Source organism: Nostoc sp. (genome assembly GCF_036917935.1).
Lineage (GTDB): Bacteria > Cyanobacteriota > Cyanobacteriia > Cyanobacteriales > Nostocaceae > Nostoc.
Genome location: NZ_JBALEL010000062.1, coordinates 79275 through 93615 on the forward strand (window position 1 = coordinate 79275; position 14341 = coordinate 93615).

At 40.1% G+C, this 14341-nt stretch carries 19 protein-coding genes and 1 pseudogene; 8 read left to right on the forward strand and 12 right to left on the reverse strand.

The features are described from left to right. Positions 1-12: 12 nt before the first annotated feature. Positions 13-162, reverse strand: a pseudogene (locus V7K62_RS31660) (IS982 family transposase); the annotation flags it as partial. A 216-nt stretch (positions 163-378) separates the two neighbouring features. Here V7K62_RS31660 and V7K62_RS26985 point away from each other — a divergent pair. Both V7K62_RS26985 and V7K62_RS26990 read left to right on the forward strand, forming a co-directional pair. Beyond that, the gene (locus tag V7K62_RS26985) at positions 379-1101 is read left to right on the forward strand and encodes a Uma2 family endonuclease (RefSeq protein ID WP_334869565.1); all 723 of its coding nucleotides are present in this window, start codon (positions 379-381) and stop codon (positions 1099-1101) included. A 150-nt stretch (positions 1102-1251) separates the two neighbouring features. Then, positions 1252-1962 (forward strand): hypothetical protein, encoded by a 711-nt coding sequence (locus tag V7K62_RS26990; protein ID WP_334869567.1) that lies wholly within the window; start codon positions 1252-1254, stop codon positions 1960-1962. Between the two features lie 194 nt (positions 1963-2156). Here the strand turns inward: V7K62_RS26990 and V7K62_RS26995 are convergent, their stop codons facing one another. The 6 genes from V7K62_RS26995 to V7K62_RS27020 all read right to left on the reverse strand — a co-directional run bounded on the left by V7K62_RS26995 (position 2157) and on the right by V7K62_RS27020 (position 5849). After that, positions 2157-2393: a hypothetical protein gene (locus tag V7K62_RS26995; protein ID WP_334869569.1), complete on the reverse strand. Its 237-nt coding sequence runs from the start codon at positions 2391-2393 to the stop codon at positions 2157-2159. Between the two features lie 10 nt (positions 2394-2403). Beyond that, on the reverse strand, positions 2404-2691 hold the full coding sequence (locus tag V7K62_RS27000; protein ID WP_334869571.1) for a BrnT family toxin: 288 nt from the start codon (positions 2689-2691) through the stop codon (positions 2404-2406). 64 nt (positions 2692-2755) lie between these two features. Then, positions 2756-2989, reverse strand: a complete 234-nt coding sequence (locus tag V7K62_RS27005; RefSeq protein ID WP_334869573.1) for a type II toxin-antitoxin system HicB family antitoxin — start codon at positions 2987-2989, stop codon at positions 2756-2758. 26 nt (positions 2990-3015) lie between these two features. Next, a complete protein-coding gene (locus V7K62_RS27010) occupies positions 3016-3198 on the reverse strand; it encodes a hypothetical protein (RefSeq protein ID WP_334869575.1) in 183 nt (60 codons plus the stop codon). Positions 3199-3228: 30 nt separating this feature from the next. Continuing rightward, positions 3229-4284, reverse strand: a complete 1056-nt coding sequence (locus V7K62_RS27015) for a hypothetical protein (RefSeq protein ID WP_334869577.1) — start codon at positions 4282-4284, stop codon at positions 3229-3231. 488 nt (positions 4285-4772) lie between these two features. Continuing rightward, entirely contained in the window at positions 4773-5849 is a 1077-nt protein-coding gene (locus V7K62_RS27020) for an alpha/beta hydrolase (protein ID WP_334869578.1), read from the reverse strand. A 241-nt stretch (positions 5850-6090) separates the two neighbouring features. On the opposite strand from V7K62_RS27020, the gene V7K62_RS27025 reads away from it, so the two are divergent. Continuing rightward, positions 6091-7014, forward strand: a complete 924-nt coding sequence (locus tag V7K62_RS27025; protein WP_334869580.1) for an AraC family transcriptional regulator — start codon at positions 6091-6093, stop codon at positions 7012-7014. A gap of 16 nt (positions 7015-7030) precedes the next feature. On the opposite strand, the gene V7K62_RS27030 is transcribed toward V7K62_RS27025, so the two are convergent. From V7K62_RS27030 to V7K62_RS27050, 5 genes are all read right to left on the reverse strand, one after another. Further along, complete coding sequence (locus V7K62_RS27030; RefSeq protein WP_334869582.1) at positions 7031-7567, reverse strand: DUF29 domain-containing protein; 537 nt, start codon at positions 7565-7567, stop codon at positions 7031-7033. A gap of 45 nt (positions 7568-7612) precedes the next feature. After that, positions 7613-7870 carry a BrnA antitoxin family protein gene (locus V7K62_RS27035; RefSeq protein ID WP_334869584.1) on the reverse strand — a complete coding sequence of 86 codons (258 nt, stop codon included), beginning with the start codon at positions 7868-7870 and terminating at the stop codon, positions 7613-7615. A 3-nt stretch (positions 7871-7873) separates the two neighbouring features. Next, on the reverse strand, positions 7874-8140 hold the full coding sequence (locus V7K62_RS27040; RefSeq protein WP_334869586.1) for a BrnT family toxin: 267 nt from the start codon (positions 8138-8140) through the stop codon (positions 7874-7876). Positions 8141-8223: 83 nt separating this feature from the next. Then, positions 8224-8499: a LapA family protein gene (locus V7K62_RS27045; RefSeq protein ID WP_334869588.1), complete on the reverse strand. Its 276-nt coding sequence runs from the start codon at positions 8497-8499 to the stop codon at positions 8224-8226. Positions 8500-8654: 155 nt separating this feature from the next. Further along, a complete protein-coding gene (locus tag V7K62_RS27050; RefSeq protein WP_334869590.1) occupies positions 8655-10070 on the reverse strand; it encodes a phosphoglucomutase/phosphomannomutase family protein in 1416 nt (471 codons plus the stop codon). 146 nt (positions 10071-10216) lie between these two features. Between V7K62_RS27050 and V7K62_RS27055 the strand changes: the two genes are divergently transcribed. The 5 genes from V7K62_RS27055 to V7K62_RS27075 all read left to right on the forward strand — a co-directional run bounded on the left by V7K62_RS27055 (position 10217) and on the right by V7K62_RS27075 (position 14317). Beyond that, complete coding sequence (locus V7K62_RS27055; RefSeq protein WP_334869592.1) at positions 10217-11071, forward strand: PD-(D/E)XK nuclease family protein; 855 nt, start codon at positions 10217-10219, stop codon at positions 11069-11071. A gap of 146 nt (positions 11072-11217) precedes the next feature. Then, entirely contained in the window at positions 11218-11889 is a 672-nt protein-coding gene (locus V7K62_RS27060; RefSeq protein ID WP_334869594.1) for a hypothetical protein, read from the forward strand. A 188-nt stretch (positions 11890-12077) separates the two neighbouring features. Further along, complete coding sequence (locus V7K62_RS27065; protein WP_334869596.1) at positions 12078-12776, forward strand: hypothetical protein; 699 nt, start codon at positions 12078-12080, stop codon at positions 12774-12776. A 73-nt stretch (positions 12777-12849) separates the two neighbouring features. Then, positions 12850-13545: a hypothetical protein gene (locus V7K62_RS27070; protein ID WP_334869598.1), complete on the forward strand. Its 696-nt coding sequence runs from the start codon at positions 12850-12852 to the stop codon at positions 13543-13545. Between the two features lie 73 nt (positions 13546-13618). Next, positions 13619-14317, forward strand: a complete 699-nt coding sequence (locus V7K62_RS27075) for a hypothetical protein (RefSeq protein ID WP_334869600.1) — start codon at positions 13619-13621, stop codon at positions 14315-14317. The last annotated feature ends 24 nt before the right edge of the window (positions 14318-14341 follow it).

Consider the following 14341-nt stretch of genomic DNA (forward strand, 5'->3'; position numbering starts at 1 on the left):
TAAGGCTGAAAATTAGCTAAGTTCCAGCTGCGCCACATTTTCTGAGTCAAGGTTGAGAGAAGACTTTTTCTCCTGGTAGGTATAGGTAATCAGCCCAGCTACCAAATTCACCATGAAATTGAATACTCTGCGACTTCTGGAATGTTCTATTTGAACAATGTTCTGCCCTTTTTTGCTATTGTCAGTTAGACACTCTAGTAGTCAGTACCGAAAATCCACGAATTTAATGTAAAGATTTTACACTTGTAAATATTTAATTACTGACAAGAGAGACAGAAGGCGGTCGCTAAAAGTGGCTTTTCATTCATTCTTGCAATGCGATCGCACATCAATAGATTACTTACAATCTATCTAAAATCAGATTTGGCAAAACCGCTCATGTTAAACTACAATCCGCTGCATTGTTTGCCATCTTCCGAAGAACTACCCGACTCAGATGATACCGCTGTGGATAATGAACTCCAAAATTTAATTCCCGGCTTGCTGAAAACGACACTAGCTTTGGTTTGGTGCGATCGCTGGGATTGGTTCTTTGGTGTTGATATGGGTATTTATTATCACCCAGACAAACCAGCCATTGTCCCTGATGGGTTTCTCAGCTTAGGAGTTAAACGCGTCATTGATGAGGACTTGCGCTTAAGTTATGTGCTGTGGGAAGAAAAGAAGCAGCCAATTTTAGCGCTAGAAGTTGTCTCCCAAATATATCGGGAAGAATATAGCACCAAGAAAGAATTTTATGCCAAAGAATTAGGAGTTTTGTACTACGTTGTGTATAGTCCCCTTCGGCGTAAAAAGTCACCTTTGGAAGTATATCGCTTAGTTGATGGGGAATATATTTTAATGTCAGGAAATCCCGCTTGGCTACCAGAGATTGGTTTAGGAATTGGGCGAGAACGGGGAATTTATCAAGGTATAGTGCGGGAGTGGCTGTACTGGTATGACGAAGAAGGGCAAAAATTGCTGACACCAGAAGAACGCATCAGGGAAGCGGAAGAACGCACAACTTTTGAAGAACAGCGACGTGTGGAAGTAGAACAACAAGTGAAAATGTTAGTGGAAAGGTTGAAGGGGCTTGGTGTTGATCCAGAAACTTTGTCATAGATTCACCAACTTTTGTAATTTTCGCTGCTTTAATGTTAATTAGCTTCCTGGCTAGGGAATTATATCTATAAAGTAACTCATCGCTTGACGGTAGAAATCATCAAGGCTGGTTGCTCAATAAATATATTTACCAAAACCTGCATCAAAAATATGGAAGTTAAATTAGGATTTGGAGCAGTCCCAAAACCTCAATATGTTTTTGTCAGCAAAGAAGCCGATCACTGCTGGTATATGCTATCCGACGATACAAGACAAATCCCAATTTATGAGAGAGCCTTGACTGGGGTGATAACAGGGATAGAAGTTAATAAAAAAGTGGAAACTTCACATGGAGAAACAGAAAAAATTGATTTGCATATTTTGGCAGAGAAACCTTATGTTATCCGCTCAGGAAGTGAATCTTACTTTTCTAAAAGTTTGTTGCTTTCACTTGATGCCTTGACTTCTGAACAATTGCATCATCCACTTACGATCGCAGTCAGTCCTGGAGAGAGAACAATTGTATTTTGTGCAATTTATAATCCAGTCACTTATCGTTCTATAGGTGTTAGTTGGAATGGACACAGGGAAATTGACTGGCAAGCTTTAGGACAAAAAGTAAGTTTAAAAATTAATTGTATTCAAAATTTACATCAAGATGAAATCCAAATATCTGCTAATACAACAGCATCAGAAATTCATGCAGTTTTAATAGCTCAAAGTGATACATATTTAGCTCAATTACATTGGACTCCAGAGCAGGGAACGAAGTATTTGCAGCAGAAATATGGCAAGCGATCGCGCCTACAACTCACTGATACAGAAATTCTGGATTTCATTGATTACCTGAAGCTACAACTAGCCCAAAGCAGCCCAACTTAGCTGCTGTTGTATAGTAAGTAATCCTATCTAATTTGTGAAAATTATCGGTGTCCAGATCCCCGAATTCTTTGAGAAGTCGGGGATCTAACTTTTCACGAATGATTTAGGATTGCTATATTAATTTTAGATAATTGCGACGCCGAGTAGTCCGTTGTAGACATCGCTTGTCAGTTGCACTGAGGTTATTGTTAAATTTAGGTTGACTTCGCCTCAGATCCTGGATAAGCTTTGTGTGCTTCTGCGTAAATCTTTAATGCTACAGCCATCTGCTGTTCGGCAGTCTCTCCCTGCTCTTTGAACCAAGCAAAAGTTTCAGGATCTACCTTAACTGTTATTGTTACAGATGACTTAGGCATTCGCAATTGTGCTTTAGCAAAAAATTCTTCTGACAAGGGTGGAATATCTGAGGTGTCGATGTCTTCGTCACTCATTGCATCGACTCTAGCCCAATCCGTTCTTGAGGTATTGTTCATAGCGTTTTCGTTCGTGAGACAGTGCCTTTCTTAATGAGATGATCCGAACCAGTTCTTCACCTGGCTCAGTGTAAATAACTACTACAATTCGACCATCAAGTACTCCAATACAGAGATACCGCTCCTCTCCATAGTCTTCTCGTTCATCTAGGTAGACAAGCATGGGTAGATTAAACACGCGGAAAGCATCAGCAAAGTCTAAACCATGCTTTGTGATGTTGCTTTGGTTTTTACGCTCATCCCACTCAAACTTCATGGACTCAATATACCAGTGACACCGGGAAAATCAACTGTGACTATATCACCGGGATAAAATGTCACTAAACTGTCTCTTCACTTTCAGGGAAAATTGAAGCTGCGTACTGTAACGAGAATGATGCTAAATCAAGCTTATCTTCGCGTTGGCTAGCAACTTCCAACCAACCTTGAATCGCATCTTGCAGCATTTCTAACAAATGTTCGTAGCTGTCTCCCCAAGTGTGACATCCTGATAGCGCAGGTACAGAACCACACCACACACCGTCTTCTTGCCAGATAACTGCTTTAATTTTCATCGCTAATCATCTCCACAAGATTGCGACTAATATTCTAGCGTCAAGCCGAGTGCGTAGGCATAGCCCGTCGTAGACATCGCTTGTCCATTGCATTGAAATTTTAGCCTCCCACAGGCGCGATCGCATAAGTAAGTAGTTGCTAAATATACATATATTTCTGAGTATCCTAACTTCAACTGAAGTTCAGGTAATGAGCGACCATACTGCAAGGAAAAAGATGCTGATTTAACAATGAGGGATTAAGCTACAGAGACATCTTGTGACAACTCCTCTAACTTCTCCCGCCTTAATGTATCTAATGTTTTATTCGTGGCTTCATGAATTGTCCACTCATAGATATTAATAGAAGACCATCCAGTAAGCTTCTGACCCCAATCATTGTATTTCATTTTTTGGTCTTGATATTTGACATAGGCATGGTCGATAATTTCTGCACTGTCTGAATCATAATATCGAATATAGAGACGATCACCTACAGAAACAAGCCCCCAATTAAGAAGTTCATTCATGCGAGGTAATACTTGCCTCGGTTGTATTTCTGTAATAGATATAGTTGAAATACTACTTATTGCCGGTTCTGCAATTTCAACGTAATATTTCTCTAGTGCTGGAGGTGGTATTATCTGCTCAACCTTGAAGAAGTACTGTTGGTCATACTGCATTGGGGAAATTATTATGCATCGAACATCAATATTATTTTTAGCCAACCAAGCACAGGCTGATAAAGTTTGTCCGTCAAATGAAGCTGCAATTAGAAGAATTCGCTGATCTCGGTTGAGTGTCCCTTGAGCCTGATTATCTTGTAAAAATTTAGCTAGGATGCGAGTTGCAAGTTCAGAAGCTGTTAGACCACTTGATAATGCTTGCTGAAACTTAGCCTCATCTCGATGGCGCTCAATGTATGGTGCAAACAATTGTCGAACAATATCTTGCTGTGTCTTGATTAAAGCATAATTAGCCGCGTATCGAATTGCTTGAAACTCAAAAGGCTCTTTACGTTGTGTGATATCATCTCTATCGCGTTTTAACTCAATTAGAACGATATTTCCTTTCTTATCAAGTGCAACTAAGTCAGCGCGACCTGATAGCCTGTTACGTACTTGCTGACCGATAATGAGCAAGGTTTCTTCCCCTTCAGGAAATAAAATCTCTACATTTGTGCGAACAAATTCCTCTAAGTCAGCTTCAGTAAGCCCAACCTCTTTCATCGTTCGCTCGTTTACTTCATTGCATGTAACAACTGTTCTGCCTGTTACTTGTAGAATATTGACAGGAAAGATATTTGTATTGGACATTTTGGGTACTCCACTGATGTGTATAAAGTGATTGAAGAGAATCACGACTCAATTTCAGGATACCCACCAATATTCTCAAAGTATCGCCTTACAGCTAACCGCAGGATAAATCGATTAAAAATTCACAAACGTTAACATTATTGTTGTAATAATTCGTAATAGACTTTAACAAAGAACTCATTTAATATTCAATATTTAGTTTACGTTGTGCAGCCTTGCATTGTATTGCAATGACACACTATACAAACAGCTTGATTTGATGGCACGATGAGCAAAGGAAACATTACGTTTCAGATAGATAGCGATCGCAGCCGGAATGAATCGCGATCGCTTTTGATATTTTTGATATTAATTTAGGTCACGGTACAACGCTGATTCGGGAGAACCAAATATTTCAATTATTGTTGAAATTACTTGAAAATAAACCGTCGTTTGAGATACAACGACGGTTTCTTCAATAAGTCTTCGGTTCTTATCCCAAACTCACGTTACTTTAAATGTTCGGTAAAAAATGACGTGAGTTTATCAAAGGGAATTAACTCAACTCTGTCATATAAATCAACGTGTCCTGCTTTCGGAATGATATACAATTCTTTGGGTTCGGCTGCACGTTTGTAGGCATCCTCACTAAACTCTCTTGAGTGAGCCTTATCACCCGTAATGAAAAGCATAGGACGAGGGGAAATCGTTTCTATATCATTAAACGGATAAAAATTCATAAACTTAACGTTACTACTTAGCGTCGGGTGCGTTGTGAGTTCCGGCGATCCTCCTTTAGGCGTGTATTCACCTCTCGGTGTACGGTAGAAATCATAAAACTCACGCTGGATAGGGTGTGTGTTTTCATCTAACCTATGTACAGTGCCACCCGTGTATTTGGTTTCACCATCGGTAAACTCTACATAACGTTGCTTTGCAGCCTCCTCCTGGATTTTCTTTCTCTGCTCAAGGGTCAGCGAATGGTTAAGTGCATTTCGGTTGGCTGCTCCCATATCGTACATGCTGACAGTTGCGATCGCTTTCATTCGCGGATCAATCTTAGCGGCACTGATAACAAAGCTTCCGCTACCACAAATTCCAATTATTCCGATTCGGTTTCTGTCAACAAATGGACCGGTGCCAAGAAAGTCAACTGCTGCACTGAAATCTTCAGAATAAATATCAGGCGCAACAGCGTTGCGTGGTTCGCCCTGACTCTCACCCCAGAAAGACAAGTCAAGAGATAAAGTCACAAACCCTCGTTCAGCCATATTTGCAGCATACACGTTGGCACTTTGTTCTTTTACAGCTCCCATAGGATGCCCAACAACGATCGCCGAATGTTTTTTACTTTGATCTAAATTATTGGGAATAAATAGATGTCCCGCAACATTCATTTTGTATTGGTTTTTAAAAGTAACCTTATACATCTTAACGTTGTCGCTTACCTTAAAAGTTGTATATCCCTTTGGTGTTATTTGTTCCATTTCTTTTGTTGTTTTTGATTGTTCTTTTTGTTCTGCTTGTGTGTAAGGCTGCCCGCTGATCATAAGAGTCATCATCCCTAAAATTAATATATGTTTCATATAATTTTTCTCCTTTTCATTATTAGATTTACCGATTTAAATTGTTGCTCTATTAATCTTAAATTTCTCCAAATATTAATCTGCTTTTTATCAGCAACGTTTCTACCATTTGCTGTATGAGTTCAATTATACGGGCGTGAAAACGGATAGCGTAAGGACGTTTATCGAAAAAAACCGGACAATTCTCCAAAAATCTGCCGCGTCATCTGCTGAAGAGAAACAAAGCATTTAAAATGAATTTATGAACCAAAAAGAAGCAGAATTTGAAAAGCGAAAGATGCAGATCAATCGGGAATATCTGATCGAAAGAATGATTCGTCTCGCTCTCGAAAACAGCCTTTTGGAAGTGTTTCCGGGCATTTTCATATATCAATCGTCGAAACCGACCGAGAGCCAGATATCCGTATTAAAGCCCGCCTTCTGCGTCATCGCGCAGGGCAGCAAGGATGTGCTTTTGAACGATGAATTATTTCACTATGATTCCGGTCATTACTTGATCTCGACGCTTGATTTGCCGATTATGAGTAATGTCGTTGAAGCCTCCGAGGAAAAACCTTATTTGAATCTTCGGATAGACCTCGATCCGGCACTTGTTGCTGCGGTGATGATTGAATCCGGCATCGAAACAAAAAAAAGCGATACCGGAGTCAAGGCGATGGATGTCAGCCCGGTTGATGCCGATTTACTCGATGCAGTCGTCAAATTGGTGAAACTATTTGACACGCCGGACGAAATGAAGTTTCTTGCGCCGCTCATCATCCGCGAGATCATCTACCGGCTTTTAAAGGGAAAACAGAGCGCACGCCTGGGTCAGCTTATCACTACGGAAGGCGACGCGCAGCGCATCTCCAGGGTAGTCAAGCAAATCCGCGAGAACATTGATCGGCCGTTGAAAATCGAAGATACAGCCCGCGAACTCGGCATGAGCGTGTCAGGCTTTCACTCTCATTTCAAGTCTGTTACGGCAATGAGTCCCTTGCAGTTCCAGAAACAAATACGGCTTCAGGAAGCACGCCGTCTGATGCTCGGCGAAAAGATGGACGTGGCGAGCGCCAGCTTTCGCGTCGGTTACGATGACGCGTCTTATTTCAGCCGGGAATATAAAAAACTATTTGGTATTCCCCCGCATCGTGACATCGCCAAGCTGCGAAGCAATTTAGGGTAATAAGAATTGGACAGCTTTATTGGTGCAAAGGACTAATACAAAAGAACTCTTGCATAAATATTTTCTGGTATAATGAAGGGTTATTTTTCTTGGCCTTAGAGAAGTCCAAATAGCCACAATTTACCAACGGTAGCCAGTCTTCATCTAACACTAATTCTAAAGAATATGGGCACTTTTCTGCAAACACGGATACAAGTATGCCCGTTTGCTTGGCTGCTTGGCGACGTGCCCTTTGATAGCTTTCCTCAAGTTGCTCTGTAGGATAACTCTTGAGACTAAGACTATCGAGTATGGCTAAGTCAATTTGGGTACGAGAATCAGTAATGGAATCCAGCCAACTATCTGAGCGACGCTGGGATTGATATTGCCACTTGAGCAGATGCAACAGCAAGCGAATTAGTTGACTGGCAATACCCCGGCGTTCGCTTTTGCCCAAGCATTCAACCTCTTCAATCAGATATTCTACATCAACTTCTTGCCAGCGATGCGATCGCAATAGTTGGGCTGTCTGTTCAATCCACAAATTAAAATCTGCTGTATAATTTCCACTCATAGCCGTTTTTTATCAGCCGCATAGCTTAGGCAAGCCAAAATATCCTCATTTTCCGATTCGCTCAAGTTCCTCTCGCAATACTCGCCGTAATATCTCTTCTAAGGGTTCACGACGCTGCTGAATGTATTCATGCAAGGCATCGTTAATCAAAGTTTGGTAATTTCCCCCACCTGCTGCGTGAACTTGGTCACGAAACCATGCTAGTACTTCATCATCTAGGCGAATTGTAATTCGAGTTTTGCCTGTTGGTGTTGATTCAATCGCTCCCCGCTTACCTTGGCTAAAATCATACTCAGCTTCCATCACTTATCCCTCCTCATACTGCTTTAGTTCATAGCGCGTAGCTTTCCGGGCTGAAATCAATCGAATCTCATCATCGCGCCATGTATACACAACTACTAAAACTCGACTAAAAGCATCTATTCCAATAGTGATAAACCTGTCTTCATCAAAAGGTTCATCTCTGATGGTAATTGCTAAATCGTTAGAAAATACGGTTACAGCATCAGCAAAGTCAACGCCATGCTTGCGAAAATTAGCTGCTGCCTTATCCCTATCCCACTGATACGCCATCCAAATCTATTATATGCACATTTGTGCATACTAGCAGATGAAGAGTACTTAACTGGTGTATTTCTGTATGTTTTTTTCAACCCTCAAAAATCTTCATCGTCAACAAAAAATTCGGCATCGTCTTCCAATCGAGAATTACGCTGCCCAATACCAGCAAGTCCCCACAGAGGTTGCAGCAGTGCCATACCAATTAACCCTACACCAGCACTAAAAGCCAGCACTAAACCCATTGGTATCTGAATCGATTGAAATGTTAAGAATTTTAACGATACAGGTGTGGCATTTTGGACTGAAATAATTGCGATCGCTATTACCCAAACCGCTACAACTAGAGATGTCAAAAAAGGAGCGATTTTCATACTTTGAGCGAAGTTAGGAGTTAGAAGTTAGAAGTGAGAAGTTAGAAGTTAGGAGTTATTAATTTAGAACTCATAACTTATAACTGTTAATAGGAGTGAGAAGTTAAGAATTATTAATTTATAACTCTTAACTCTTAACTCCTAACTCCTACTTCTTATGCCTCTAATTTAGCAATGACACTCTCTAACTCTTGCGCGATTTGGGTAAGTTTTTCGGGAGTGTTGGTTTCTAGATAGACGCGCACCAGTGGTTCTGTACCAGAAGGACGCAGTAAAACCCAGCTACCTTCTTCTAAATACAGCTTAATACCATCTTTACGCCCCACTTCCTTGACTTTAATTCCTGCTACCTCTGTAGGTGGATTTTTGGTAAAGGAGTCGATGACAGCGGTTTTGTGCGCCTCTGTGAGGTGCAAATCTAGACGGTTGTTGTAAAGTGGACCATCGGCTTCTGCGATCGCTTCTTTGACAAGTTGACTCAGCGGTTTCCCTTCATAGGCGATCGCTTCTGCCACTAGCATATCGGCTAAAACCCCGTCTTTTTCGGGAATATGCCCGATAATACTTAAACCGCCTGATTCTTCTCCACCGATTAACACGGCAGTTTCGCGCATTTTTTCGCCGATGTATTTAAAACCAACTGGTGTTTCGTAAATTTGCAGCCCATTTTTAGCAGCAAAATTATCCAGCAGGTGGGTTGTAGCTACAGTGCGGACTATAGCGCCGGTTTTACCTTTGTTTTTGATTAAATGACGTGCTAGAACTAGCAGCACAGTATTAGGAGTAAGGACGGTTCCTTGTTCATCAACGATACCAAAGCGATCGCTATCTCCATCTGTCGCCAAGCCCAAATCAGCTTGATCGCGGATTACTGCTTCCACTAACTCAACTAATTGTTCTCCTTTGGGTTCTGGCATCCCGCCCCCAAATAACACATCCCTCCAATCGTGGAAACTTTCTAATTGAACGCCACTATGTTGCAAAACTTCATCTAAATAGCCACGAGAGGTAGAATACAAAGCATCGTACTTTACCTTTAAATTAGCGCTTCTGATCTTTTCTACATCAAGTAGAGTGTAGATAAATTGCAGGTAATCTGGTTTCGGATCGAAAATTGAAATTGAACCTGATGGGTTGCTCCCAGGCAACTCATCCGATGCACCTTCTATATTTGCCACAATAGTATCAGTAATCTCTGGAGTGGCAGGCCCAGCATAATCGGGTATATATTTAATTCCACAGTAAGGTGCTGGATTATGACTAGCAGTAAACATTAACGCCCCTGCGGAATTTAGGTGACGGGCGTTGTAGGCAATTACTGGTGTGGGACAATCCCGGTCAGTAATTTTCACAGTCCAACCCAAGTCTGCTAGTACTTGGGCCGCAGTTTGGGCAAACTGGTCAGCTAAAAAGCGAGTATCGTAGGCAATAAGTACTGGTCTATCTTTTGTGTAGGCTGTTTCTAAGTAAGTGGCGATTGCCCTTGTTACTTTCCGCACGTTGGGAAAAGTAAAGTCATCGGCAATAATCCCTCGCCATCCATCGGTACCAAATTTTATCTTGCTAGACATTTTTGCCACTTGCTCCCGTACATTATCAGTACTATAAAAGCTTCCCGCAAAGCGTGTGTAGCAGCAAGTATCCTCCGAAGTTCTTTTCTAAGCAAGTCTTAGCTTAAACTTCTCCCCACCGTATTTTCTCTCACTGTTTCTGAGCAATGTCAACCCCCGATCGACCTTTTGCCAGTTATCACCTTTGGTCTCTAGTTGCCCCAGCGACCGGGCAAGAACGCTGGCATTGCCAGATGAGACGGGGGTTTATCAAAGCGCGGCAACACGAACCACAAGTCAAAGCGCTTTTAGGGCAAGCCACCGCACCCCAACGGATTGGCATACTAGCTCAAAAAGGCGTTTATGAGTTTCATCATCACAGGTATCTGTTGAAGCAAGCAGATGGTGTAGAAAGAGTTGCACAGCTACTTAAATTAGGCAACTCAAGCGTTCAAGTCCAGCAACGCGTGCTGCAAATTTTGCAAAAATATCATGATGCGCCGTTACTTTTGGATAAAGATATTATCCAATTAACTCCGGGTGATGAAGGCTTTCCCAAACCGATAGTAGTTGAACAAGAAGATTATTGCTTTCGCTTATACGCGGCTATGGACTGCGTTTTTATTGACTCTGATAGCACTTTACATATTTTGGATTTCAAAACTGGTAAATCGGCTTTCGACCGACGACAGGCATTAGTTTACTTGTTAGCTGCTCGTTATCTTTACCCTGGACGAGAAGCTGTTGCATCATTTTATAATTTAGAAATATGTAAGAAGTCAGAGTTAATTAGTATTAACAACAGCGAATTAGAATCTTTGAAATTTGAGTTAGCGAATATTGCCCACAAGCACCAGCACGATTTGCAAAAATATCAGGAAAAAACTACTAATTTCAGTAAAATCTTCCCTCCTAATCCTGGCTCTCACTGCCGCTTTTGCCCATTCAACTCCATCTGTGAGTTTGCCGATTTTAAGCAGCATCAATCATATCCATTGCCCAGTTTAAGAGTTAATAGCTAATTGGTTTACCTATTTTTATTGATTCAATTTTCAAAATAATCTAATAAATACTCGTATTTTTACTGACCTGATTCTCTTCTCCTATCAGACAACCTAGTTGTTAAGATACACCGATTTTTATCTTTGGTTGTAAGGAGTTAAGACTAGTGCGATTAACCACAAATAAATCTTTATTTAGATTAGTAGGAATTTGGACGTTTCTTTTACTTCTAATATTTAAGGGGATTTTACCCCAACCTGTTTATGCATTGCTGTTGTCTCCAGACGCTTGTGCTGTTCAACCTGAATGTGCCGCTGCTGGCTTGGAATTAGGTTCTATTGCAAAGGCTGCAATTAGCACAACTAAAGCTCAAAATGAGCAGGTTCCAAATAAAGCTCAGGAGAGATATTGTTCTTTTTATCCACTTAATTTAGTTTGTGGGCCACAAGGTCAATCTTCAGTTCTTTATAATTACAAATTTCACCAAACAGTACATTACAGGAGGTCTGGTTATCCTGACAAATTTGTAACTCATCACTTTCGGAGTTGGCGACCTGCGCCAGGGGCAATTAGAAGTTTAGCTAATAAATCTCCAGGTCGTGAATTTGGTGGTGGTTATCCTCCATCTGGTGATTATGTAACGTGGATTCGTTTAAATGATGGAGATGGTAATAATCAAACTCGTGGAGTCGTTTATGAATACTCAACTGGCGACACTATGACATGGGATGATTATGCAAATTGTTCTAACAATAATATTGAGGGAGAATGGATTAGCGATGTGGTTCGTGCTGATACACTGCCAGATAATTCATCTCCTCGTGATAGGAAAGATTGACCTTAATAAAAGCACAATGTGGTTGTTCAATAGACCTCTTACAAAAGTCCCTAACACCCCACCCCCAGCCCCTACCCGCAGGCGGGGAGGGGAGAATTTGACGTAAGTTAAAGGCGGGGTGGGGTTCTTTTTTTGATTTATGCAAGAAGTCTAATTACTAAATCTTCACCAAAGTAGAGGTTGCTGGCATGAATGATTTTTATACGCTTCTCCAAAAGATTAAAGAAAATCCCGTTATGTACATAGACAAGCCATCAATTACTTGTCTTGATTCATTCTTAACTGGGTATATAGATGGTCTAATCACACTAGGATTTACTACAATAGACTCTTGTGGAATGGAAGGGTTTCAAGAGTGGATACAAGAAAGAGCAAAAACTAATGTGAGTCAATCTTGGGCTGAGATAATTCTCTTTGGTTCTGGAAGTGAAAAAATTGCTTTTAATAGGTTTTTTGAAGAATTTGAGCAGTTCTTAAAGCAGAAAAATAATTCAAAAATTCAAAAAAATGAAGATATTTCAAGGCTTAGTGAGGATATGAGTTTTCCTCAGTTTGATATTTACAACGAGATTCTAAGTAATATAAAGAAAAGACCAGCAATGTATTTAGGAGCTAATTCACCAATTACTATACTAGATATGCTTTTGCGAGGATATAGTCTGGCTCGAAAAGAAGTTAGCGTACCTCCAACTGAGCCAGAAAGAGAATTTGAAGGTTTTCAGTTATGGGTTGAAGAAAAATATGGAATTAACTCAGGTCAGTCATGGTCTAAAATAATTCTTTTCTATTCTGTAGATGAGCATGAGGCACTACAGAAATTTTTTGAATTGTTTGAAGAATACTTGAATAGGAACAAGAATTTAGAAATAGACGAAAATTGTGGTTAAACAGAGAGTATTAAGATGCCGTACCCTCATAAAGAATGCACCCTACTAGCTAAATTAAATTAGAGTAATCAGCATGAATAATCTCACTATACTTCTCCAAAAGATTAAAGAGAATCCAGTTATATACATAGACAAGCCATCAATTACTTGTCTTGATTCATTCTTAACTGGGTATATAGATGGTCTAATCACACTAGGATTTACTACAATAGACTCTTGTGGAATGGAAGGGTTTCAAGAGTGGATACAAGAAAGAGCAAAAACTAATTTGACTCAATCTTGGGCTGGGATAATTCTCTTTGGCTCTGGAAGTGAACAAGCTGCTTTTAATAGGTTCTTTGAAGAATTTGAGCAGTTCTTAAAGCAGAAAAATATTTCAAAAAGTCAAGAAAATGAAAACATTTCAAGGCTTAGTGAGGATATGAGTTTTCCTCGGTTTGATATTTACAACGAGATTCTAAGTAATATAAAGAAAAGACCAGGAATGTATTTAGGCAGAAGTTCAATTACTAGACTTGATATGGTTTTGCGGGGATACAGTCTGGCTCGAAAAGAAGTGGGCGTACTCCCAGCTGAGCCAGAAAGGGAATTTGAAGGTTTTCAATCATGGATTGAAGGCAAATATGGAATTAACTCAGGTCAGTCATGGTCTAAAATAATTCTTTTCTATTCTGTAGACGAGCATGAGGCACTACAGAAATTTTTTGAATTGTTTGAAGAATACTTGAATAGGAATAAGAGTGTAGATGTAGACGAAAATTGTGGTTAATCAGAGAGTATTAAGGTGCGTTAGCCTACGGCATAACACACCATACTTACTAAATTGAATTGAAGTAATCAATATGATGAATCTATGTAGACTTCTCCAAGAGATTAAAGAAAATCCAGTCATGTATATAGATAAGCCATCAATTACTCACCTTGATTCCTTTGTAAGGGGGTGGTATTTAAGTCGAATAAATCACTTCGGATTAAATCCACAAGGCTACCCAATGGAAGGATTTGACGAGTGGATGCAAGAAAGAGTAAAAACTACAGTTTCACAACCATGGTCTGAGATAATTCTGTTTCTTTATCGGACTGAGAGAAATGCCTTCTACAGATTTTTTGAAGAATATGAGAAGTTTCTAAAACACAAAGATGATTCCAAGATTCAAGAAAGTGAAGAAAAAGCTGGCCCTACTAAAGATGATTCTAAGTTTCGTCAATTTGATATTTACAACGAGATTCTAAAGGGCATAAAGAAAAGACCGGGTATATACTTAAGAACTAGTCCAATCACTGAACTAGATATGCTTTTGCGAGGATATAGTCTGGCTCGAAGAGAAGTTGGCATACTCCCAACTGAGCCAGAAAGGGAATTTGAGGGGTTTCAATCATGGATTGAAGGCAAATATGGAATTAACTCAGGTCAGTCATGGTCTAAAATAATTCTTTTCTATTCTGTAGACGAGCATGAGGCACTACAGAAATTTTTTGAATTGTTTGAAGAATACTTGAATAGGAATAAGAGTGTAGATGTAGACGAAAATTGTGGTTAATCAGAGAGTATTAAGGTGCGTTAG

What these genes read in the sequence shown, in the direction of transcription:
- V7K62_RS27015 (WP_334869577.1), bottom strand. Translation starts at nt 4,284, where the DNA reads ATGTCCAATACAAATATCTTTCCTGTCAATATTCTACAAGTAACAGGC.
- V7K62_RS26995 (WP_334869569.1), bottom strand. Translation starts at nt 2,393, where the DNA reads ATGAGTGACGAAGACATCGACACCTCAGATATTCCACCCTTGTCAGAA.
- V7K62_RS26985 (WP_334869565.1), top strand. Translation starts at nt 379, where the DNA reads ATGTTAAACTACAATCCGCTGCATTGTTTGCCATCTTCCGAAGAACTA.
- V7K62_RS27045 (WP_334869588.1), bottom strand. Translation starts at nt 8,499, where the DNA reads ATGAAAATCGCTCCTTTTTTGACATCTCTAGTTGTAGCGGTTTGGGTA.
- V7K62_RS27075 (WP_334869600.1), top strand. Translation starts at nt 13,619, where the DNA reads ATGATGAATCTATGTAGACTTCTCCAAGAGATTAAAGAAAATCCAGTC.
- V7K62_RS27070 (WP_334869598.1), top strand. Translation starts at nt 12,850, where the DNA reads ATGAATAATCTCACTATACTTCTCCAAAAGATTAAAGAGAATCCAGTT.
- V7K62_RS27065 (WP_334869596.1), top strand. Translation starts at nt 12,078, where the DNA reads ATGAATGATTTTTATACGCTTCTCCAAAAGATTAAAGAAAATCCCGTT.
- V7K62_RS27025 (WP_334869580.1), top strand. Translation starts at nt 6,091, where the DNA reads ATGAACCAAAAAGAAGCAGAATTTGAAAAGCGAAAGATGCAGATCAAT.
- V7K62_RS27035 (WP_334869584.1), bottom strand. Translation starts at nt 7,870, where the DNA reads ATGGAAGCTGAGTATGATTTTAGCCAAGGTAAGCGGGGAGCGATTGAA.
- V7K62_RS27000 (WP_334869571.1), bottom strand. Translation starts at nt 2,691, where the DNA reads ATGAAGTTTGAGTGGGATGAGCGTAAAAACCAAAGCAACATCACAAAG.
- V7K62_RS27030 (WP_334869582.1), bottom strand. Translation starts at nt 7,567, where the DNA reads ATGAGTGGAAATTATACAGCAGATTTTAATTTGTGGATTGAACAGACA.
- V7K62_RS27005 (WP_334869573.1), bottom strand. Translation starts at nt 2,989, where the DNA reads ATGAAAATTAAAGCAGTTATCTGGCAAGAAGACGGTGTGTGGTGTGGT.
- V7K62_RS27055 (WP_334869592.1), top strand. Translation starts at nt 10,217, where the DNA reads ATGTCAACCCCCGATCGACCTTTTGCCAGTTATCACCTTTGGTCTCTA.
- V7K62_RS27020 (WP_334869578.1), bottom strand. Translation starts at nt 5,849, where the DNA reads ATGAAACATATATTAATTTTAGGGATGATGACTCTTATGATCAGCGGG.
- V7K62_RS26990 (WP_334869567.1), top strand. Translation starts at nt 1,252, where the DNA reads ATGGAAGTTAAATTAGGATTTGGAGCAGTCCCAAAACCTCAATATGTT.
- V7K62_RS27050 (WP_334869590.1), bottom strand. Translation starts at nt 10,070, where the DNA reads ATGTCTAGCAAGATAAAATTTGGTACCGATGGATGGCGAGGGATTATT.
- V7K62_RS27040 (WP_334869586.1), bottom strand. Translation starts at nt 8,140, where the DNA reads ATGGCGTATCAGTGGGATAGGGATAAGGCAGCAGCTAATTTTCGCAAG.